Origin of the sequence: Paraburkholderia sp. RAU2J, from assembly GCF_003634845.1 — a bacterium.
Taxonomy (GTDB): Bacteria; Pseudomonadota; Gammaproteobacteria; order Burkholderiales; family Burkholderiaceae; genus Paraburkholderia; species Paraburkholderia fynbosensis.
Genome location: NZ_RBXG01000001.1, coordinates 3,089,459 through 3,111,706 on the forward strand (window position 1 = coordinate 3,089,459; position 22,248 = coordinate 3,111,706).

The following is a 22,248-nucleotide window of genomic DNA, read 5'->3' on the forward strand; positions in this document are numbered from 1 at the left end:
GGACGCGCCGTGCTGTCTACCGCCAATATCACCATGCAATTCGGGCCGAAGCCCCTCTTCGAGAACATTTCGGTCAAATTTGGGGGTGGCAACCGCTATGGCCTGATCGGTGCGAACGGTTGCGGTAAATCCACCTTCATGAAGATTCTGGGTTCCGACCTGGAGCCGAGCTCGGGCAACGTCATGCTCGAACCGAACATTCGCCTCGGTAAATTGCGCCAGGACCAGTTCGCGTACGAAGACGTGCGCGTGCTCGACGTCGTGATGATGGGCCACGCCGAAATGTGGGCCGCGATGACCGAGCGCGACGCGATCTACGCGAACCCCGACGCCACCGACGACGACTACATGCACGCCGCCGAGCTCGAAGCGAAGTTCGCGGAATTCGACGGCTACACCGCCGAAGCGCGCGCGGGCGAGCTGCTGCTTGGCATCGGCATCGCGATCGAAGACCACAACGGCCCGATGAGCAATGTCGCGCCGGGCTGGAAGCTGCGCGTGCTGCTTGCGCAGGCGCTGTTCTCGAAGCCGGACGTGCTGCTGCTGGACGAACCGACCAACAACCTGGACATCAACTCGATCCGCTGGCTGGAAGACGTGCTCAACCAGTACAACTCGACGATGATCATCATCTCGCACGATCGACACTTCCTGAACCAGGTCTGCACGCACATGGCCGACATGGACTTCGGCACGCTGAAGGTCTATCCGGGCAACTACGACGACTACATGCTGGCCAGCACGCAGGCACGCGAGCGTCAGCAGAACGCCAACGCGAAGGCGAAGGAACGCGTCGCCGACCTGCAGGACTTCGTGCGCCGCTTCTCGGCGAACAAGTCGAAGGCGCGTCAGGCCACCAGCCGTCTGAAGATGATCGACAAGATCAAGATCGAGGAATTCAAGCCGTCGTCGCGGCAGAACCCGTTTATCCGCTTCGAATACGAGAAGAAGCTGCACAACATTGCGGTGGTGGCCGAGAAGATCTCGAAGAAGTACGAGCGCACCATCTTCAACGACTTCAGCATGAGCGTGCAGCCGGGCGAGCGGATCGCGATCATCGGCGAGAACGGCGCGGGCAAGACCACGCTGCTGCGCTCGCTGCTCGGCAAGCTCGAACTCGATCACGGCAACGTGAAGTGGGCGGAGAACGCGAGCGTCGGCTACATGCCGCAGGACACGTACGAAGAGTTTCCGGACGACGTCACGCTGATGGACTGGATTGACGGCTATCGCCAGGAAGGCGACGACGAGCAGATGGTGCGTGGCACGCTGGGCCGCCTGCTGTTCAACGCGGACGACATCCGCAAGTCGGTCAAGGTGCTCTCGGGTGGCGAGAAGGGCCGCATGATCTGGGGCAAGCTGATGCTGGGCCGCCACAACGTGCTGCTGATGGACGAGCCGACCAACCACATGGACATGGAATCGATCGAGTCGCTGCAGATCGCGCTCGACAAGTTCGAAGGCACGCTGATTTTCGTTTCGCACGACCGCGAATTTGTGAGCGGCCTCGCGAACCGGATCATCGAAGTGAAGACCAATGGCACGTTGAATGACTTCGGTGGCAACTACGAAGACTTCCTGCTGAGCCAAGGCGTGCAGTAAGCGTCATCGAAGCACGCGCGACTCGCATTACGTTGCATCGCAAAGCCCGCTTCTTCGAAGCGGGCTTTTTTTATTGGGTGTGCGGCGTATCGTCTCGTATCGCATTGAGTCTTCGCTCCGGGTGATCGGCATCAACCCAATACTACGCACACCACGTTCATTCGCAATCGCGTTGACCTGACGCAAAGCCCGCCGCGCCCGAAGCTCGATTATCAATCCTTCGATAATCCTTCATCGGGCCCCTCATGCTCAACTCTCACTCCTTCCCGCCACTGGTCGTTCGCGGCCGCTCGCTGCTGCCGATCGTGCAAGGCGGCATGGGCGTCGGCATCTCGGCTCACCGGCTCGCCGGCAGCGTCGCCCGCGAAGGGGCGCTCGGCACCATCGCCAGTATCGATCTGCGCCATCATCATCGCGACCTGATGGAACTCTGCCGCCAGTCCCCCGATACGGCGACGCTCGAACACGCGAACCTCACCGCGCTCGCGCGTGAAATCCGCGCGGCCAGAACGCTCAGCGAAGGCCGCGGCATGATTGCCGTCAACGTGATGAAAGCGGTCGGCGCGCAGGCCGACTACGTGCGCGTGGCTTGCGAGAGCGGCGCCGACGCGATCGTGATGGGCGCGGGCCTGCCGCTCGATTTGCCTGATATGACCGCGGCGCACGATATCGCGCTGATCCCGATCCTGTCGGATAGCCGCGGCGTCGCGCTCGTGCTGAAGAAGTGGATGAAGAAAGGCCGCTTGCCCGACGCCGTCGTGATCGAACATCCGGCCCATGCAGGCGGGCATCTCGGCGTCGCCGACCTCGCCGATCTGCACGACCAGCGCTTCGATTTTTTACGCGTGCTCGAAGAACTCGAGACCGTGTTCGCGTCGCTCGGCCTCAAGCGGCAGGACGTGCCGTTGATCGTCGCGGGCGGCATCAACAGTCACGAGGCGGTGCGTGAGTTGCTGAACGCGGGTGCGAGCGGCGTGCAACTCGGCACGGCGTTCGCCGTCACCGAGGAAGGCGACGCGCATCCGAACTTCAAGCGCGTGCTGGCCGAAGCGGCTCCCGAGGACATCGTCGAATTCGTCAGTGTGACGGGCTTGCCCGCGCGCGCCGTGAAGACGCCGTGGCTGATGCGCTATCTGCGCCATGAAACGAAAATCCGCGACAAGGTCGGCGCGCTCAAGCACGCGTGTCCCACCGCGCTCGAATGCCTGAACGTGTGCGGCTGGCGCGACGGTATCGAAAAGTTCGGCCACTTCTGCATCGATACGCGACTAGTTGCGGCCTTGCGTGGCGACGTCGCCAACGGGCTCTTCTTTCGCGGGCGCGAAGCGTTGCCGTTCGGTACGGCGATTCGCAGCGTGCACGATCTGATCGAACTGCTGCTGAGCGGCGCGACGCGACCGGCTGTCGCAGGGCGCCGGTCATTCTCGCCGGGTTGATACGCGTCAACGCGGCGCCAGATGGAAGCTTCGACAATCCCCGCATGACATCGACATTCATCACACGGGGAAGCACATGAAGTACTCGCTCAGAAAGAAAATCAAGGCCGCCGCGGCAACGAGTCTGCTTTGCGCGGCCGCGCTGGCACCGCAGGCGCAGGCCGCCGGCGACGACGCGATGAGCGGCATTCACGCCGGCGACGTGCTGGTGCGTCTGCGCGCGATCAGCATCATCCCGAACGTGAGCACGAGCCAGACGCTGACGGCGCTCAACGTCGGCGTCAACAATGCGATCGTGCCCGAGCTGGATCTGACCTACATGATCCGCGACGAACTCGGCGTCGAGCTGATTCTAGGCACGTCGCGCCATCAGGTGACGTCGAGCCTCGGGGGGCTCGGCGGCGTGAACGTGCTGCCGCCCACGCTGCTGCTGCAATATCACTTCAATCACGCGGGGCGCATCCGTCCGTATCTGGGCGCGGGTTTGAACTACACGCTGTTCTACAACAACGGCCTGAGCGCGGGCGGCCAGCCCATCGCGATCAGCAATCACAGCTTCGGTCCCGCGTTGCAAGCCGGTATCGACGTGCAGGTCACCAAGACGCTGTTCGTGAATGCGGACATCAAGAAGATCTGGATGCACACGGACGCGTCGCTCGGCGGTCAGTCGCTCGGCAGGTTGAGCATCGATCCGGTGATCGTCGGTCTGGGTGTCGGTATGAAGTTCTGATGGCGACGCGGCGCTAGCCGCGTGCGGCTCGCCAAAAGAAACGCCGGGAGCGATCCCGGCGTCTTTTATGAGCGCAACGCTGTGCGGGCGCGGAGCCCGCGGGGCCTATAGATGCCCCAACAAGATGCCCCCAAAACCGCGCGAGGCTTTAAAGCCTGTCGTTCTGAAAGCGCATCGCGGTGCCTTCCTGCTCGATGCGCACCCACACGGCGCGCTTTTCCTCGTCGCTCAGGAACACCCAGTTCGACACTTCGGTGGCGGTGCGGCCGCAGCCTTTGCAAACTTCGTCGAAGAGCGTGGAACACACGCCGATGCACGGGCTGTCGGGAAGATCGTGGAGATTCGAAGACATCGAAAACCTTGGAGCGAAGAGACGAAGTTCCGCTATGTTAACCGATGCGCGGCATGCGCCTCGCCGTGGCAGGCAGTGCAAACCCGGCGTGGCCATGCCTGGACACGTCATCACCCGCGACCCGATGCTCACCGCCCGCAAGCAAAGGCAAAGGCGCACAGACCGCTTCTCTTGCCACGACGCTGTGGAAGCGCCGCGTCATCCGCCAAACGCCAGCTGCCACAGCAGCGCACCGTTGAGCACGATGATGAACGCCGCGGACAGCCACGCCAGCGCGAGCGGCACGCCGCGCACGCGCCAGTCGCGCATCAGGCCCTCGTCAGACGTGTAGCGGATCAACGGCACGACCGCAAGCGGCAGTTGCAGGCTCAGCACCACCTGGCTCGCCACCAGCAACTGGTTGGAGCCGTGCTGGCCGAACAGCGCGACCGCGAACAGCGCTGGCCCGATCGCCAGTGCGCGGGTGAGCAGCGCGCGCTTCCAGCGCGGCAGGCGGATCTGCAGAAAGCCTTCCATCACCGCCTGACCCGCGAGCGTCCCGGTGACGGTCGCGCTCAGGCCGCAGGCGAGCAGCGCCGCCGCGAACAGAATGCTGGCCCAGTGCGTGCCGACGAGCGGCGCGATCAGCCGGTGGGCGTCAGCGAGATCGGTGACGTCGCGATAGCCGCTCGTATAGAACACCGCGGCGGCCACGATCAGCAGCGCCGCGTTGATCACGAAAGCAAACGCCAGCGACGCGAACGTATCGATGTTGACGACCTGCAACGCGACCTTGATCTGCGCGTCGCCGCCTTCCGGCGCGTGATGCTTGACGAGCGCCGAGTGCAGGTAAAGGTTGTGCGGCATCACCGTCGCGCCGACGATGCCCGCCGCGAGCCACACCATGCCGGCGTTCCTGAGCAGTTCGACGCTCGGCGCGGCGCCGGCGAGCGCCGCGTGCCAGTCGGGCCGCGCCAGCGCCAGCTGTACCACGAAGCACAGGCCGACGAAGCCGATCAGCGCCGCGATCACCGCTTCGAGCTTGCGGCCGCCTTTCTGCTGAAGCGCGAGCAGCGCGAACGTACACACCGCCGACATCAGTACGCCGACCGTCAGCGACACCCCGAGCAGCAATTGCAGCGCGACGGCGCTACCGACCACCTCGGCGACGTCGCACGCGATGATCGCGATCTCGCTGGTCAGCCACAGGAAGAGGGTGCCGCGCCGACCGGTGCGCTCGCGGCAGACCTGCGCGAGATCACGCCCGGTCACGACGCCCAGCCGCGACGACAGCCACTGCAGCAGCATCGCCATCACGCTCGCCAACAGCACCACGCCGAGCAGCCGGTAGCCGTAGCCCGCGCCGGCGCCGAGCGCGGTCGCCCAGTTGCCGGGGTCGATATAGCCGACCGCGATCAGCGCGCCGGCGCCGACGAACGAGAGCCAGTGCGCCGGACGCGGCGAACCATCGCCAGGCAGACGCCGGCGGCGGTTGGGCCGTAACGCGAAGGGATTGGTGTTCATCGATGCCTGAGGTTCGGGACTGCATGCTCTCGCAAGCCACGTGCCCAACGCGTAGGCGTCGGCGGCGCGTGGGGCCGGCCAGACATGGCGGAACCGGTGAGCGAGCGGGGCTGCGCCGGTTGCCGGTCCTCCAGCTGCTATTGTGCACCGTCGGCCGGCGCACGGTGCATACGCCGGCCGGGTGTTCGCGGTACCTCGTCCGGTGAAAGCCGAAAGCAAGGGAATTCGCAACCGTCTGCGAGCAAAATGAGCCACCCATCGACCACCAGCCGCCCCATTCCAGGACCGCGCCCACGCCCCGGCCGCTTCGACCCGGCAGCCGGATAACGACAAAGCCCCTCCCGGGGCATTATTTCGGGTAGACACGCGCCGATAACCCGCTAAAATTGCGGCCATTTTCCAGCGCTGCGGCCTGCGCTGTTCCGTTTGCGCGACAGCGCGGCGTTTTTTTTGGCCGCGCAATAATTGATGGTAGTTTTCGTGGTTTTCAGGGGCGCCGTGTGCGCAATGCCGCGGCATGAGTGAGGACGGTCGGCGCGAGCGGGCCACGGATCGGAGAACGAGATGAAAAGACGGGTACTGGGGCAAATGGTGGCGCTGGTCTTGTGTGCGACGCCGTGGTTGACGGCCGCTGCGAAAGACACTCAACTGAACGTGTACAACTGGTCCGATTACATCGCCAAGGACACCATTCCGAACTTCACCAAGCAGACCGGCGTCCAGGTCAAATACGACAACTACGACAGCGACGACACGCTGCAGGCGAAGCTCCTCACCGGCCATTCCGGCTACGACATCGTCGTGCCGACCAGCAACTACGCGGGCAAGCAGATCGCCGCGGGCATCTTCGAGCCGCTCGACAAATCGAAGCTGCCGAACCTGAAGTACCTCGACCCGTCGCTGATGGCGCTGGTCGCGGGCGCCGATCCGGGCAACAAATACACGGTGCCCTGGGCGTACGGCACGACCGGTCTCGGGTACAACGTCACCAAGGTGCAGCAGATTCTCGGCAAGAATACGCCGCTCGATAGCTGGGACATCCTGTTCAAGCCGGAAAACATTTCGAAGCTGAAAGCCTGCGGCGTGTCCGTGCTCGATGCGCCGGACCAGATGTTCGCCGCCGCGCTGCACTATATGGGCAAGGACCCGATGAGCACGAACCCGGACGACTACCGCGCCGCGCTCGCCATGCTCAAGAAAATCCGCCCGTACATCACACAGTTCAACTCGTCGGGCTATATCAATGACCTGGTCGGCGGCGACGTGTGCTTCGCGTACGGCTGGTCGGGCGACGTCGTGATCGCCAAGCATCGTGCGGTCGAAGCGAAGAAGCCGTACAAGATCGAGTATTTCATTCCGAAGGGCGGCGCGCCGGTCTGGTTCGACGTGATGGCGATTCCGAAGGACGCGAAGCACAAGGAAGCCGCGCTCGAGTGGATCAACTACATCGAAACGCCGCAGGTGCACGCCGCGATCACCAACTCGGTCTACTATCCGAGCGCCAACCTCGAAGCGCGCAAGTACGTGGACAAGGACGTGGCGAACGACCCGGCGGTGTACCCGCCGCCCGAGGTCATCAAGACCCTGTTCCTGCTCAAGCCGCTGCCGCAGGAAATCCAGCGGTTGCAAACGCGGCTGTGGACTGAACTCAAGTCCGGCCGCTGACCCGCGGCAACAGTGAACGGGTAAGCATCATCAAGAAGCCCTCGGTGTTCACCGGGGGCTTTGTTCGTCAAACGCCGGAGTGAAGCAGCATTATGATGAGTAGTGACCAGTCGGGCGCGGTGGCAGGGGCAGCCGCGCCGTCGCGGGGCCAAGGTGCTGTTACAGGCGTCGGCACGGGCGCCGGTACGGGCGACGCAGCGGACCATTTCATCCAGATCGTCGACGTCGTGAAGAAGTTCGGCGAGACCGTCGCCGTCAAAGGTGTCAGCCTGTCGGTGAAGAAGGGCGAGCTGTTCGCGCTGCTCGGCAGTTCCGGCTGCGGCAAGTCGACCTTGCTGCGCATGATGGCCGGGCTGGAAACCGTGACCTCGGGCAAGATCCTGATCGATGGCGAGGACCTCGCGCAATTGCCGCCGTACCGCCGGCCGGTCAACATGATGTTCCAGTCGTATGCGCTTTTTCCGCACATGACGGTGGAGGCGAACGTCGCCTTCGGTCTGAAGCAGGAAGGCGTGCCGAAGGCCGAACTGAAAGAGCGTGTGCAGACCGCGCTCGATCTCGTGCAGATGGGCCGCTTCGCGAAGCGCAAGCCGCATCAGCTGTCGGGCGGCCAGCAGCAGCGCGTGGCGCTGGCGCGTTCGCTCGTCAAGCGGCCCAAGCTGCTGCTGCTCGACGAGCCGATGTCCGCACTCGACAAGCAGATCCGCCAGCGCACCCAGATCGAACTGGTCAACATTCTCGACCAGGTCGGCGTGACCTGCATGATGGTCACGCACGACCAGGAAGAAGCGATGACGATGGCCGACCGGCTCGCCGTGATGAGCGAAGGCCAGATCGTCCAGCTCGGCACGCCGCACGCGGTGTACGAGTATCCGAACAGCCGTTTTTCGGCGGAGTTCATCGGCTCGACCAATCTGTTCGAAGGCCACACGGTCGAAGACGAACCAGACTACGTGTTCATCGAAACGCCCGACCTGCCGTGCCGCCTGTATGTGAGCCATGGCATCACCGGGCCGCTTGGCATGCCGGTGACGATTTCGGTGAGGCCCGAGCGCATCGCGCTCACGCGCAAGCCGCCCGAAGGCGCATACAACTGGGGCAAGGGCGTCGTCACGAATATCGCGTACATGGGCGGCTATTCGCTGTATCACGTGAAGCTCGACGGCGGCAAGACGGTGATCGCCAACGTGACGAGCCTCGCGCTCACCGAGATCGATCCGCCCACGTGGGGCGACGAAGTGTACGTGCGCTGGAGCGCCTCGGCCGGTGTGGTGCTGACGTCATGAAGCGCGCGCTCGATGCCTTCGTCAACTGGCCGGTGCGGCGCTTCAATCTGAGCGGTCGCAGCGCGGTGGTGGCCGGGCCGTTCGTCTGGCTGCTGCTGTTTTTCCTCGTGCCGTTCCTGCTGGTCGTGAAGATCAGCTTCGCCGATTCGCAGCTCGGCATTCCGCCGTACACGCAGCTGGTGAATTTCGCCGAAGGCGCGATTCACATCACGCTCGACCTGTCGCATTACGCGTTTCTGCTGACCGACAGCCTCTATTTCGCGACCTATGTGAATTCGCTGGTGGTCGCCGCGATTTCGACCGTCCTTTGTCTGCTGATCGGCTATCCGATGGCGTACTACATCGCGCGCTCGAATCCGGCGACCCGCAATCTGCTGATGATGGCCGTGATGCTGCCGTTCTGGACCTCGTTCCTGATTCGCGTGTACGCATGGATCGGCATCCTGAAGAACAACGGCTTGCTGAACAACTTCCTGATGTCGATCGGCCTGATTCATTCGCCGATCGAGCTGTATCACACGAACACCGCCGTCTACATCGGCATGGTGTATTCGTATCTGCCGTTTCTCGTGATGCCGCTGTACGCGCATCTGGTGAAGATGGACCTGACCTTGCTCGAAGCCGCGTACGACCTCGGCGCGAAACCGTGGAAGGCGTTCTGGGAGATCACGTTGCCGCTGTCGAAGAACGGCATCATCGCCGGTTGCCTGCTGGTGTTCATTCCGGCGGTGGGCGAGTACGTGATTCCCGAATTGCTGGGCGGCGCGGACACGCTGATGATCGGCCGCGTGATGTGGAATGAGTTCTTCGACAACGCCGACTGGCCGATGGCGTCCGCGGTGACCTGCGCGATGGTGTTGCTGTTACTGGTGCCGATGGCGTTTTTCCAGCGCGCGCAGGCCAAGGCGATGGAGGAGAGGCGCTAATGAAGCCGAACCGGATGTTGCAGTTGATTGCTCTCGGGATCGGGTTTCTGTTCCTGTACATCCCGATCGTGAGTCTGGTGGTGTATTCGTTCAACGAATCGCAACTGGTCACGGTGTGGACGCGTTTTTCGCTGCGCTGGTACGCAGCGCTGCTGCGCGACGACGAACTGATCGCGGCGGCGTGGCTGTCGCTGCGGGTGGCGCTGCTGACGGCGTTCGCGTCGGTGATCATCGGTACGTGGGCCGGTTTCGTGCTCGCGCGGATGGGGCGGTTTCGCGGCTTCACGCTGTATACCGGCATGATCAACGCGCCGCTGGTGATTCCCGAAGTGATTCAGGGCATCTCGTTGCTGCTGCTGTTCATCGAAATGGCCCGCTGGCTCGGATGGCCGGCCGAGCGCGGCGTGTTCACGATCTGGATCGGCCACGTGATGCTGTGCATTTCGTATGTGGCCATCATCGTGCAGTCACGTGTGAAGGAGTTGCACCCGTCGCTCGAAGAGGCCGCGCTCGATCTGGGCGCCACGCCGCTGCGCGTGTTCTTCTCGATCACGTTGCCGCTGATTTCTCAGGCGCTCGTGTCCGGCTGGCTGCTGTCGTTCACGTTGTCGATCGACGATCTGGTGCTGTCGGCGTTTCTCTCGGGTCCCGGCTCGACGACGCTGCCGCTGGTGGTGTTCTCGCGCGTGCGGCTCGGGTTGAACCCGGAAATGAACGCGCTCGCGACGCTGTTCATCGCGCTCGTGACAGTCGGCGTGGTGGTGGCCAACTACTTCATGCAGCGCGCCGAGCGCAAGCGCACGGTGATGGCGGCTTAGGAAGGTGCGCCGCGAGTGCGGCGCACCTTCAGCTTCATGCCGCCGTGCAGGAAGGCGCGCCGCGCGCGTTCAAACCTTGTAGCCGATCCGCACACCACCCCAATGGCGTCCGCCGACGAACACCGGCGCCGACGCGTCCTTCATCAGCACGAACTGGCCGCCGCCCATATCGCGGCGGTAAGTCTGCAGCAGAAACTTCTTCGTATGCGACGCGGCCGCGATGCCGGTGCGATCGTCGAACATGCGCCGGTTGCGGCAGTTCGCCATGTTCCACACGACGTCGTCGCGCGGCGGCAATGAGAACTTCAGGTTGTGGGTCGGCAGATAGCCGCGCGCATCGACCGCGGCGCAGAACGCAACGCGTGGATCGAGATCGAGCAAGGGTTCCTGAATCGCGGGCAACACGCGGTCGGTGAAAGCGGTGAAGCGCGTCAGAAACTGCGGCGGGTTGGTCCCCGTCACCGGCACGTAGCGTTGATCGAACAGATCGTCGAGCGACACGTCGCCACGCGCAACGGCCGCTTCGAACAGCTTGCTCACCGTCGCGGCGGCCTGCTGTACCGCTTCGATGAAACGCGTGTCCGTGGTTTCGACGCCGGCCGCGGCGGTCAGTTCGATTAGCGTCTCGGACACGCCGAGCAGATTCCCCAGGCGGTCCTTCGCCTGCGCGAAGTTCTCGCTCGAATCCTCGACACCGCTCGCCATTTCCAGCACCTGCGCTTCGAGTCCGTCACACTGCGTTTCGATTTCGCCGGTCAATGCCGCGATCTGGCCGGCCTCGTTGTTCAACTGCGCGATGGCGTCGCCGGTCGCATGCACGACGTCGCCGATCTTGCGCGTGCCTTCGCGCACGCGATGCGCCCGCGCGGTGTTCACCGAACCTTCGTTGATCAGCTGCTCGGTCTGCTGCGTGAGTTGCGCGAGCGTCGTCTCGATCTGGCCGGTGGCCTGCGCGGTTTTCGCCGACAGGTTCTTCACCTCGGCGGCCACCACGGCGAAGCTGCGGCCGGATTCACCGGCGCGCGCCGCTTCGATCGCGGCATTCAGCGCCAGCAGATGGGTTTGACGGGCGATCAGCGAGATTTCCTCGGACACGCGGCTCACGTGCGCCAGCGCGCTGCGCAGTGCGCCGATCTGGCTTTCGATCACCGTCACGCCTTCGACCAGCCCGTGAATATCGGCAAGCGATGCTTCTAGCGTCTGTTGCGATCCCTGCACGCCGGTCGCGGCCTCGGCCGATACGCTGCGCATTTCGCGCGCGGCCGCGGCGATGCGATGATTGCCCGCCAGCGTTTGCGCGGCGGATTCGCGCAGCGCCCGACATACTTGCGCCTGGCGCTGCACGCGCGCGGCGACTTCCTCGACGTGACCCGATACGTCGCAAATCTCGATGCCCAGTTTGCCGGCTTGCGCGGCAATATCGCCGACGACCGTGTGCGAACGGGCCGTTCGGCGAAAGCTGAAACGCGTCATGGACATCTCCTTGATGGCGCGGGTGGTGCAGATGGAGCGGACGGTTGTGATACGAACGCCGTCATCCTGCGCGGATGCAGCGTCTTCTGCCTGCGTTTACGGCAGGCTTTCAGGCGACTTGATACGGGGTATCCCGCAGTCGGTATGATGTGCGGTCGAACTGCGCTTCGCAGCCTTTCCTTTTCCTAGCGGTAACGATGATCGACTCTTTTGCGCGCATTTCGGGCTGGGAACAGCTCTATCATCTGTGGGAGCTGCTCGTGATGCTCGCCAGATTTCTGTGGGGGCTATTGCGTCTGCTGGGAGGGGGGTGAGCCCCGCATACATGACGGACTTCGCGCCCGGAATGCGACTCGCAAACTCGGCCGCGTGCGCGGTCGGGATCCAGCGATCCCTGGCACCCCATAGCACCAGCGCGGGACGCGTCGAGCGTCTTCAGCACGTCAGTGTCGACTTCGCTGAAATCGAGTGTCGGCACCATCTTGCCGATCGCGGCGCGCGTGCCTTCTCCATGGAAGAAATCGACGTAACGCCGCAGCGCCGCCGCGTCGATCGTGCGCGGGTCGCCATAGACGTTGCGCACCGCGCTTTTGATGATCGCTTCGGGCAGCCGCCACGACGAATTCGCCCATGATCGTCACGAACTTCGAGCCGTGCTGCGTGTAGCGGCGCCGCAGTTCGGCGTGCGGCACGCTGGTGATGCCAAGGCGCGCGGCGAGCGACCGCGGCGGCAGCGCGGCGGATGGTGCGGAAGTGGCTAGCGCAGCATGAGGCGGGGAGGGACGGGGCGGATTGAAGCTCTGCGAGCCAATGTCTCGTGTGGTCAATCGGCAAAGAAAATAAAACAGGCTCCGAGGAGCCTGTTTTTTTATCGACGCGACCCATGCCGATGGGCGTTGCGTTGCGCATCGTCATGCATGAGCACGCGCTGTTTCAGGTATCGGTCCAGCCGCCGGAATCGTCGTTGCTGCCCATGTCGACACCGCCGCCACCGTTATCGTTCCAGTCGTTCGAGCCCTGGCCGAAATCGAGGCCGCCACCATTGCCGCCGTCGTTGCCACGGCGCCGTGCTTCGTCGTCGACGATCACGTCGCGCTCCACCACGCGCTCGCGTCCGGAGTTCAGCGCTTCGCCGAGCAGCACGCCGGTGAGCAGACCGCCCATGCCGCCGCCGAAACCGCCACCGCCTTGCTGCACGATGACGGGCGGCTGTTGCTGATACGGGCCTTGCTGCGGATAGGGCGCTTGCGGCGGATTGCCAAAGCGTTCGGCTTCCCGCGCATATGGCGACTGCTGCTGGTTGCCGGCGGCCGCTGCGGCAGCCGGATCGGGCCGCCCGTCAGCGCGTGCGCGCAGGCTGGCGAGACGCTGCTCGAGTTCGTCGAGCTGATACGGCGGCAGCGGATTCTTGCCATTCGACAAACCCTCGACGACGCCGCGCAATTGATCTTCGGTTGCTTCGACTTCCTTCTCCAGCGCCTCATGATCCGGCGCGGTGGAGAGTTTCACGTCGAGCTTCAGCGAACGCACCGCGTTGAGCATGTCGGTCGCGCGCTTGAGCTGCTCGCGACGATCGCCGTCGGCGCGCGTGTCGTCCTGCGTGCGGGCGCGGCGCAAAGTCCAGCGCAGCACCAACGCAATCACGCCAATCAGAACAATGATGCCGATCCACATACCGACCCCCGGGCCATGTTGTTGCGCTTGCGGCTGCATTGCCGACTGTTGCTGCACAGCAGGCGCATTCTGCTGCGCGAACGGATTCGCGGCGCGACCCGTGGTATTGGCGCCCGCACGCTCCGCGTCCCTGCGGAGGCGTGATTCGGTTTGCGCGAAGCGGGTCGGGTCCGTGAAGCGGATTTGCGGGTCGAGCGTCTTGGCCTGTTGCAGCTGGGCGAGCGCGTCGCCATAGCGGCCTTCGCGATCGAGCACCTGGCTATACAGATAGTGCGCGCGGGCGTTGTTCGGATGGGCCTGCAGCACCTCGCTCAGACCGGCATCGGCCTGCTGCCAGTTGCCTTGCGACATCGCCGATTCGATCTGCTGAACGCTCGGCACGGCGAACGTCGCGGCCGACACCAGCAGCAGCGAAGCGAACGCGGTTGCGAGAAATTTTTTCATTTGCGGGCCGGGCGCATGGCGCCCGTCTCCTTCAGTCGTTACCAGTGGCCGCGCGGATGATCGGCCGGCATGCTGGCGCCCGTATGAGGCCGCCGGCATGTACTGCCGTGCAATTACTGGGCCGGCGTGTTGAGCTGCTTCTTCAATGCTTCCAGACGATCTTCGACGGACGGGCCGCGGTTCAAATCTGCGAGCTTGTCGTCGAGGGCCTTGCCACTCTTCACGTCGGCGGAATTCAGACGGGCGTCAGAGCGGGCATTCGACAATCCCACCTTGTCTTCGAGCTTCTGGAAATCTTCGGAAAGATTCTTGCCGCCGATGCCGCCCAATGCGGTAGCCGCGACGTCTTTCGCTTCGGCGATCTGCTGCTTCGCCTGCAGGATGTTGGAACGCGCGTTCAGGTCGTTGCGGCGGCTGCGCATGTCTTCGATCTGGCTCTTCAACTGCGCGACCGACGGCTCGAGCGTGGTCAGTTCCTTCGTCAACGCATCGCGTTCGGCTTCGGCTGTCGCCTGCGCGCCGAGGGCTTCACGGGCGAGCGCTTCGTCGCCGGATTGCAGCGCGCGCTTCGCGCCGTCTTCGTACTTCTTCGCCTTGTCCGCGGCAACATCGCGCTTGCTTTGCTGTGTGGCCACTTGCGCCTGAATCTCGATCAGCGAGTTCTCGGCTTTGCCGATGCTTTCGTCGAGTTCGCGCACGATCTGGCGCGAGTCGCGCGACGGATCCTGCACGGAGTCGGCCGCGTCGTTCAGGAGACCTTTGAGCGTGCGCGAAATGCTGTCAAAAAGCGACATGAAAACCTCCAAAGAATGGTGTTGGCGCTGAAAAATCCCGCGCGCTTAACTGCTTTTCACTGCTACTTTACGCCGCTGCGCACGGAGCTGCGCAAACGTCCGGACTGGAGTTCGGGGCGCGCTCGCCAATTGCAATAGCGATGCCGTGAATTGTCCGGTTTGAAGGTTAAAACGGCGAATAGTTTCAAAGGTTAAATCGTGCGAGGAGTCTTCGACTTGACCGCGAATATACACCACGCGTCCTCTTAAAAACGGCTGGCGGGGCGCAATGACTCATTGCCTCGCCCGGGGCGCGGCAGGTGAGGGGGAAGTGAGTAAAAGGGGCTATCCGCCATGTCCGGTCGGGCCTGCGTGTGAGGCGTGGCGCATTCATACCGGGCGGCTTTAACGATGCGAATGACGCAAATGTCAGACGCTTTTTTCATTGAGCAGATTGCGATTCACGTGTCCGAAGCTTGCAATGCCGAAAGCTCGTCCATTTGAATCGCGTTAATGTAACGATATGCAACGGGTATGCCACGAAATGCGCTATACGCCGTTGTTTTACGCGAAGCGGCCGCCTTCGGTGCTCGGGTCGCCGCTCGGTTCGTCGTCGTCGCGCGGCTTGTCGATGCGTGGGCGCTTCAGCACGTTACGCAACGGCGTTTCCATCTCGGATGGCTGTGGCGCCGAAGCTTTTTCGGCTGCCGCTTTCGCTTCGGCGACTCGCGCCACCGCCTCGGCGGTGGCCGCGGCTTCCAGATCGGCTTCCGCGGCGAGGGCGGCTGCGAGGCCCGCCGGCAGCAGCGGAGCGGGTTCGCCGCCAGACGCGCGTGGCAATGCATCCGCGGCGCGCGACGAACGCTCGTGACCCGTTGAACCGGTAGAGTCTGCGGCTGCGCCTGCGGCTTGGGGCGGGGCCCCGTCCACGCGTGTCTGCAACGCCGCCGGCAATGCGGCACGTGCGTAGCGCGTGCCGCGCGCCACGCGTTGCAGCGCCGCGTCGAGCGCATCGGGCGCGCGCGGCGCGCGCAACCGGTCGACGATGCTCGCGGCCTTCACCTGCTCGCTGGTCGCGCCGAAGCTCAGCACGGCGCGCCGCATCAGCTCGCTGACGCTAATGCCCAGATTCTCGGCGGTGGAGGTGATCGCGCGTTTCTGCGCGGTCGTCACGAATACGACGATGCGTTCGCTCGGCTTGTTCATGGTTGGCTCGCATACTTGTTGGCATGGGCGGGTCAAGGCGTTATCCGGTAGACGCCAGCGCGCGCACCGGTATCGTTGCACGCGCCGGAACCATCATATGACGAGTTGCACCGATGCGAAACGGGCGCGACATTAAAATCCCGTGACATCAACGAGTTGTGGCGTTTCCAGGGGCTTTGTCCACAGGCCTTTCCCCGTTTTCTGTTGATAACCCGGGCGTAACGCCCAAAACGCCCGGTGGCCACGGCGCGAAGGGAATTCTTACAAAAAAACTGGCTTGATGGCGGCTTGATTTCTTTAAAATGCTCTGTTACGTTGCGCCGGACATGGTCCCAGGCGTGCCGTGCGGCCGGCCGGGGGCAAGCGGCTGCGCGGTGGCTTACGCCTCTGGCTACGAGGTTCGATCACCACCCATGCGCGCGCCGCGAGCGCGGGCAGACAGGCGTGCTTCAGGCGCCCACTATTCCAGTCATGCCAATCATCAAACGACCGCATTCCTCCCATTCTCCGTCCGGTGAAGACCGGGATTCCCACCAACGCACTCCAGGACGCAATGCCGCTTCGCGCGATGCCGAGGCCGGCCGCCGTTCTTTCGGCGCGAGGCTTGCCGTCTGGTTCGTGGGGCTCCTCGCCACTGTCGCGGTGGTGGGTGCGCTGATCGTCGGCTATGCGCTGGTGGTGATGGGGCCGCAACTGCCGTCGCTCGACGTGTTGACCGACTACCGTCCGAAAGTGCCGCTGCGGATCTATACCGCGGACCACGTGCTGATTGGTGAATTCGGCGAGGAGCGGCGCAGCCTCGTGCGCTTTCAGGACATTCCCGACCAGATGAAGAAAGCGGTGCTCGCAATCGAGGACTACCGCTTTTACGAACACGGCGGCGTCGACTTCGTCGGCATTCTGCGCGCCGGCGTATCGGATCTGATGCACGGCGGCGCCTCGCAAGGCGCGAGCACGATCACGATGCAGGTGGCGCGCAACTTCTTCCTGTCGAGCGAGAAGACCTATACGCGCAAGATCTACGAGATGCTGCTTGCCTACAAGATCGAGCGCGCGCTCACGAAAGATCAGATTCTCGAGTTGTACATGAACCAGATCTATCTGGGCGAGCGCGCGTATGGCTTCGCGTCTGCCGCGCGCGTGTACTTCGGCAAAGATCTGAAAGACATCACGCTGGCGCAAGCCGCGATGCTGGCCGGCTTGCCGAAGGCGCCGTCCGCGTATAACCCGGTGGTCAATCCGAAGCGCGCGAAGATCCGTCAGGAGTACATCCTGAAGCGCATGCTCGAGCTGAAATACATCAGCCAGGAGCAGTACGAGCAGGCCGTGAAGGAAGAGATTCACACGAAGAACCCGGGCAACGAATACAGCGTGCACGCGGAGTACATCGCCGAAATGGTTCGGCAGATGATGTACGCGCAGTACAAGGACGAAACTTATACGCGCGGTCTGAACGTCACCACGACGATCGATTCGGCCGATCAGGACGCCGCGTACCGCGCGGTGCGCAAGGGCGTGATGGATTACGAGCGGCGTCACGGCTATCGCGGGCCGGAAGGCTTCGTGCAACTGCCCGCGCCGGGCGACGAGCGCGATCAGACCATCGACGACGCGCTCACCGATCATCCGGACAACGGCGAGATCATCGCCGCGGTGGTGACGGATGCAAGCCCGAAGCAGGTAAAGGCGCAACTGGTGGACGGCACCCAGGTGACGATCGGCGCAGACGGCCTGCGCTTCGTCGCGACCGCGCTAAGCGCGCGCGCGACGGCGGCCACGAAGATCAAGCCGGGCTCGATCGTGCGTCTCGTCGCCGACGACAAGGGCAACTGGCAGATCACTCAACTGCCGCAGGTGGAAGGCGCGCTTGTGTCGCTCACGCCGCAGGACGGCGCGATCCGCGCGCTGGTGGGCGGGTTCGACTTCAACAAGAACAAGTTCAATCACGTCACGCAGGCATGGCGTCAGCCGGGTTCGAGCTTCAAGCCGTTCATCTATTCGGCGGCGCTCGACAAGGGCGTGGGACCGGCGACGATCATCAACGACGCGCCGCTGTATTTCCCCGCCAGCACGCCGGGCGGCGACGCATGGGAGCCGAAGGACGACGACCAGCCGGACGGTCCGATGCCGATGCGGCTCGCGTTGGAGAAGTCGAAGAACCTGGTGTCGATCCGCATCCTGTCGTTCATCGGCACCAAGTACGCGCAGGACTTCGTCACGCAGCGTTTCGGTTTCGACGCCGACAAGACCCCGCCGTATCTGCCGATGGCGCTCGGTGCCGGTCTCGTCACGCCGCTGCAGTCGGCGGGCGCGTACTCGGTGTTTGCGAACGGCGGCTACCGGATCAACCCGTATCTGATCAACGAGGTCACGGACGCGCGCGGCGAGCCGCTGTCGAAAGCGCAGCCCCTGACGGCCGGGCGTGACGCGCCGCGCACGCTCGAGCCGCGCAACGCCTACGTCATGAACAGCCTGCTGCATTCGGTGGCGACGGCCGGTACCGGCGCCGGCACCAACGTGCTGCACCGTTCGGACCTGCAAGGCAAGACGGGTACGACCAACGACGCGAAGGATGGCTGGTTCGCCGGCTATCAGCAGTCGCTGGTGGCGGTCGCGTGGATGGGCTACGACCAGCCGAAGTCCCTCGGCAGCCGCGAATTCGGCGCGCAGCTCGCGTTGCCGATCTGGATCGAGTACATGCAGCGCGCGCTGCGCGGCGTGCCGCAAGCCGAACCGCAGCAGCCGCCGGGCGTGACCGCGGTCGACGGCGAACTGTTCTTCACCGACATGATGCCGGGCAACGGCTTCGTCGCGAGCATCGGGCTGGATTCGGCGAACCCGGTGGCCGGTACCGACGCGGTGGGCGGCGTGGGACCGGCGGGCATGACGCCGCCGACGGTGCCGCCGCCGAGCGTATCGTCGAACGAGAAGAAGCAGATCATGGATCTGTTCGAGTCGAACAAGCCTTGACGGACCTGCGTGCGCGAGCCGGGTGGCCCGCGCACGCGCGTGTGAAAGAGTAGGGAAGGCACGGCCCGATTGTGTTCGAGCCCGTCTGGGTAACGTATTCCGGACGCTCTCCTTCCGTTCATTCCAACCGATTCTGCGTGCGTGGTCGGCAGTATGTTTTAATCACGCTTCCGGTGCTTTTCACAAGCGGCAACGCACCACAGCACAGCACCACAGCACCACAGCGCCACGTCTTGCCGCGAGCGAGACGTCCCCCTCAAAGCGCAGCGCGAGACCCGGTTTGACGCGCGCGCATGTCACGTCGATCGTTGGCAACCCCGAGGTTGCCGCGGCCGGTGTGTTCGTCATCCAGCATCCACCGGGTCTCCGCGTTGAAAAGTCGAATTCTCATCTGTCTGGCGACGGCTCTGCTGCGCGTGTTCGCGTTCCTGCCCTATGGGGTGGTCGCGCGGGTCGGCACCGGCATCGGCGCCTTGCTGTACCGGATTCCAAGCACGCGCCGGCGCGTCGTGCACACCAATCTGAAGCTGTGCTTCCCGGACATGAGCGACGAAGCGCGCGAGCGTCTGGCGCGCGCGCACTTTTGCCACGTGATCCGCAGCTACGTCGAGCGCGGGCCGCAATGGTTCGGCAATGCGCAGGCGCTCGCGCGCCTCGTCGAAGTGGATAGCGCGATCGATCTCGCGGAGGTCTCGTCGCAGCCGACCATTTTCGTCGGTTTCCATTTCGTCGGCATCGAGGCGGGATGCATGATGTATTCGACGCGCCATCCGGTCGCCTCGCTCTATACGCCGATGTCGAACCTGCTGCTCGACGCGATGGCCAAGCGGCAGCGCGGCCGCTTCGGCACGGAGATGATTCCGCGCAGCGACAGCGTGCGGCGAGCGCTGCGCGCGTTGCGCGAAGGCAAGCCGGTGATGCTGGCCGCCGATATGGATTTTGGCTTGCGCGATTCGGTATTCGTGCCGTTTTTCGGCGTACCGGCCTGCACGCTGACGTCGGTATCGCGGATGGCGCGCGCGGGCAATGCACGGGTCGTGCCGTTTGTGACCGAGGTGCTGCCGGATTATCGTGGGTACAAGCTGACCATTTTCGATGCGCTAAGCAATTTCCCGTCCGATGATGTCTCGGTCGATGCGCGGCGGATCACCGAGTTTCTCGAGACACAGGTAAGACGGATTCCTGATCAATATTATTGGGTGCATAAGCGGTTTAAAAATCGGCCGGCGGGAGAGGCGGGGGTTTATTGAGGTTGCGGTTTTTTTTGGTTTCTATCCCTGGCGGTGATGGACGATGTGCGGTGGTGTCGGAGCGAGGGTGGGCCTGCGGCGATCAGTGTCGGCGGAAATGGCGTATCCACCCCTCTTTACGTTAGATCGGCAGCGATACAAGGAACGTCGACCTGTTTCGCAAACGCACGGGGAAACACTTCAATCAATCTGTCCAACCACTATTGCGTCAATGAACCGTCGCGAATCACGAGGTGGTGTGGATCACCGCTAGACGACACGTACAAAAGGTGCAGTTCGAACGTACGACGGACTTTTTGACGGGTTCCCGGCGTGTACTCCGCGAACTGTTCGCGGAGTATTGCATCCCGTTGCACCTCACCTCGCAAACCGATTCGCTTCAAGCACTTAAGTGTGCCGCCCAAGGGTTATCAACAGCCCTTTCAACATAAACTGGGGATAACGATGAGGCATGCCGACTGCCTCATCGCCAGTAAATGCCAGTGCCCAACGACTACTGGTTCATTCCGTACCGCCCCCACAAACTCCAGCACATTCAACGTGTTAGTCCGCTTGTCAGATAGTTTTCAACAGGCTCTTCAACATAAACTGGGGATAACTTCGCGGCTCACCGTACGGAATCCCAGGTTTAGTTGGACACGCCCGCATTCGCAGCCGACGTTGAGGACGCCGCGGCAGCTGACGCCGCCGCCTCGACCGGCGGATTGCCCATCGCCTGAAACAGCGCCGCCGTATCCGTCAAACGGGCGCTCGTATAGCGGATCTCATCGAGCTGGGCGTTGCGAAACTGCTGCTCGCTCGAGCGCGTCGACGCAAGCGGCAACGCGCCCAGCCGGTAGCGTCCCGACGTCTCTTCGAAAATCCCCTGAGCCGAACGCGCGGCGGCATTCGCCGAGTCGAGCGCCTGCGCGTCGTGCTCCAACGCGGCGAGCGTATCGGCGACGTTCTGGAACGCGGCCAGCACCGTCTGCCTGTACTGCGAGATGGTGGCGTCGTACGTGGCTTGCGCCGCGCGCCGCTGCGCCAGCAGTGCGCCGCCATGGAAGAGCGGCTGCGACAACGATGCGCCAATGCTCCATATCGCCCCCGCGCCGGACAGTGCCACAGGCCAGCTAAACCCGCCTTGTCCCATCGACGCGCTCAGCGACAGGCTCGGGAACATCTGCGCCGTCGCGACGCCGACGTCGGCCGCCGCAGCCTTCACCGCGGCGTCGGCGGCCTGAATGTCGGGCCGTGAGCGCAACAGCTCCGAGGGCACCACGACCGGCACCTGCTCGGGCAGATGCAGCCGTGCGAGATCGAGATCGTCCGGCGCCGCGTCCGGCGTGCGGCCGAGCAGCACGGCCAACGCGTGACGCGTGCTCAGCCATTGCTGCTGCAAACCCGGCAAGCTCGCCGCCAGACTCGCCGCGCTCTGCTGCGCGCTCAACAGATCGGCGTGCGAGACCGCGCCGAGCGCATAGCGCCGCTGGGTGTCGCGCGCCTGATCGTTGGCGAGCGTCACGAGCCGCTCGGTGGTGTCGATCTGCGCATGCAGGGCGGCGCTGGTGATCGTCGCCGTGACGATGTTGGCGGCCAGCGCACGGCGCGCGGCGTCGAACTGATAGGCCTGCACGTTCACGCGTGCGGCAAGCGCCGCATCGGCCAGACGCGCGGCGCCGAACAGGTCGAACGTGTAGTGCGCCTGCAATTGACCGACGAAGATGTTGTACAGGAACGTGTTGGGGCCGATCTCGGGGATCGCCAGCGCGCGATTGCGGGTCGCCTGGCCGCCCGCGTCGATGGTCGGCAGCATCGAACTGCCGATCTGCGCGCGCAACTGCTCGCGCGCCGCGGCGAGACTGCTGTCGGTCGCGGCAAGCGTGGGGCTGTTGCGCAAGCCTTCGTCGACCAGCGCGTCCAACGCATCCGATTGATACAGCTTCCACCATTCGGGCACCGCCTGCGCGCCGACCACGAACTGCTGCGTGACGCCTTGCGCGGGCGCCGTCTGCGCCGGCTGCGCCTCGGCGCCGTAGTGCGCCGGCTGCGGCATCGCGGGCGGCTCACCGCTCGGCCCGAACGAGCAGGCGCCGAGCGCGCAGGCGGCGAGGGCGAGCGCACCGAGGCGTGGATAGCGGGAGAGTGTAGGAGTAGCCAT

The 22,248-nt window shown here is 63.9% G+C and carries 17 protein-coding genes; 10 read left to right on the top strand and 7 right to left on the bottom strand.

The annotated features are described in order from the left end of the window. Positions 1–9: 9 nt before the first annotated feature. The 3 genes from B0G69_RS14145 (at position 10) to B0G69_RS14155 (ending at position 3,768) form a co-directional block, all read left to right on the top strand. Positions 10–1,602 (top strand): ABC-F family ATPase, encoded by a 1,593-nt coding sequence (locus tag B0G69_RS14145; protein WP_121317837.1) that lies wholly within the window; start codon positions 10–12, stop codon positions 1,600–1,602. Between the two features lie 245 nt (positions 1,603–1,847). After that, on the top strand, positions 1,848–3,038 hold the full coding sequence (locus tag B0G69_RS14150; protein ID WP_121317839.1) for a nitronate monooxygenase family protein: 1,191 nt from the start codon (positions 1,848–1,850) through the stop codon (positions 3,036–3,038). Between the two features lie 76 nt (positions 3,039–3,114). Beyond that, on the top strand, positions 3,115–3,768 hold the full coding sequence (locus B0G69_RS14155; protein WP_121317841.1) for an OmpW family outer membrane protein: 654 nt from the start codon (positions 3,115–3,117) through the stop codon (positions 3,766–3,768). A gap of 148 nt (positions 3,769–3,916) precedes the next feature. Here the strand turns inward: B0G69_RS14155 and B0G69_RS14160 are convergent, their stop codons facing one another. Then, the gene (locus B0G69_RS14160; RefSeq protein WP_121317842.1) at positions 3,917–4,120 is read right to left on the bottom strand and encodes a DUF1289 domain-containing protein; all 204 of its coding nucleotides are present in this window, start codon (positions 4,118–4,120) and stop codon (positions 3,917–3,919) included. 198 nt (positions 4,121–4,318) lie between these two features. Then, entirely contained in the window at positions 4,319–5,623 is a 1,305-nt protein-coding gene (locus tag B0G69_RS14165) for an Nramp family divalent metal transporter (protein WP_121317844.1), read from the bottom strand. Positions 5,624–6,187: 564 nt separating this feature from the next. Here B0G69_RS14165 and B0G69_RS14170 point away from each other — a divergent pair. The 4 genes from B0G69_RS14170 to B0G69_RS14185 all read left to right on the top strand — a co-directional run bounded on the left by B0G69_RS14170 (position 6,188) and on the right by B0G69_RS14185 (position 10,318). After that, positions 6,188–7,288 (top strand): polyamine ABC transporter substrate-binding protein, encoded by a 1,101-nt coding sequence (locus tag B0G69_RS14170; protein WP_121317846.1) that lies wholly within the window; start codon positions 6,188–6,190, stop codon positions 7,286–7,288. A 95-nt stretch (positions 7,289–7,383) separates the two neighbouring features. Beyond that, positions 7,384–8,574, top strand: coding sequence for a polyamine ABC transporter ATP-binding protein (potA, locus tag B0G69_RS14175; protein WP_199731269.1), 1,191 nt, complete (start codon positions 7,384–7,386; stop codon positions 8,572–8,574). Further along, positions 8,571–9,500 carry an ABC transporter permease subunit gene (locus B0G69_RS14180; protein WP_121317848.1) on the top strand — a complete coding sequence of 310 codons (930 nt, stop codon included), beginning with the start codon at positions 8,571–8,573 and terminating at the stop codon, positions 9,498–9,500. The genes potA and B0G69_RS14180 overlap by 4 nt, the downstream gene beginning before the upstream one ends. After that, positions 9,500–10,318 (top strand): ABC transporter permease subunit, encoded by an 819-nt coding sequence (locus tag B0G69_RS14185; RefSeq protein WP_121317850.1) that lies wholly within the window; start codon positions 9,500–9,502, stop codon positions 10,316–10,318. The genes B0G69_RS14180 and B0G69_RS14185 overlap by 1 nt, the downstream gene beginning before the upstream one ends. 69 nt (positions 10,319–10,387) lie before the next feature. Here B0G69_RS14185 and B0G69_RS14190 read toward each other — a convergent pair whose 3' ends face one another. After that, complete coding sequence (locus B0G69_RS14190) at positions 10,388–11,791, bottom strand: methyl-accepting chemotaxis protein (protein ID WP_121317852.1); 1,404 nt, start codon at positions 11,789–11,791, stop codon at positions 10,388–10,390. A 325-nt stretch (positions 11,792–12,116) separates the two neighbouring features. Between B0G69_RS14190 and B0G69_RS41015 the strand changes: the two genes are divergently transcribed. Further along, positions 12,117–12,425 carry a hypothetical protein gene (locus B0G69_RS41015; RefSeq protein ID WP_158608940.1) on the top strand — a complete coding sequence of 103 codons (309 nt, stop codon included), beginning with the start codon at positions 12,117–12,119 and terminating at the stop codon, positions 12,423–12,425. Between the two features lie 299 nt (positions 12,426–12,724). On the opposite strand, the gene B0G69_RS14200 is transcribed toward B0G69_RS41015, so the two are convergent. The 3 genes from B0G69_RS14200 to B0G69_RS14210 form a co-directional block, all read right to left on the bottom strand. Next, complete coding sequence (locus B0G69_RS14200; protein WP_121317854.1) at positions 12,725–13,909, bottom strand: tetratricopeptide repeat protein; 1,185 nt, start codon at positions 13,907–13,909, stop codon at positions 12,725–12,727. Between the two features lie 113 nt (positions 13,910–14,022). Then, positions 14,023–14,703: a PspA/IM30 family protein gene (locus tag B0G69_RS14205; RefSeq protein WP_121317856.1), complete on the bottom strand. Its 681-nt coding sequence runs from the start codon at positions 14,701–14,703 to the stop codon at positions 14,023–14,025. Positions 14,704–15,246: 543 nt separating this feature from the next. Further along, a complete protein-coding gene (locus tag B0G69_RS14210; protein WP_121317858.1) occupies positions 15,247–15,888 on the bottom strand; it encodes a hypothetical protein in 642 nt (213 codons plus the stop codon). A 471-nt stretch (positions 15,889–16,359) separates the two neighbouring features. Here B0G69_RS14210 and B0G69_RS14215 point away from each other — a divergent pair, with 471 nt between their 5' ends. Beyond that, positions 16,360–18,858, top strand: a complete 2,499-nt coding sequence (locus B0G69_RS14215; protein ID WP_121317861.1) for a penicillin-binding protein 1A — start codon at positions 16,360–16,362, stop codon at positions 18,856–18,858. A gap of 371 nt (positions 18,859–19,229) precedes the next feature. Then, the gene (locus tag B0G69_RS14220) at positions 19,230–20,108 is read left to right on the top strand and encodes a lipid A biosynthesis lauroyl acyltransferase (protein ID WP_121317863.1); all 879 of its coding nucleotides are present in this window, start codon (positions 19,230–19,232) and stop codon (positions 20,106–20,108) included. A gap of 628 nt (positions 20,109–20,736) precedes the next feature. On the opposite strand, the gene B0G69_RS14225 is transcribed toward B0G69_RS14220, so the two are convergent. Beyond that, positions 20,737–22,248 (bottom strand): efflux transporter outer membrane subunit, encoded by a 1,512-nt coding sequence (locus tag B0G69_RS14225; protein WP_121317865.1) that lies wholly within the window; start codon positions 22,246–22,248, stop codon positions 20,737–20,739.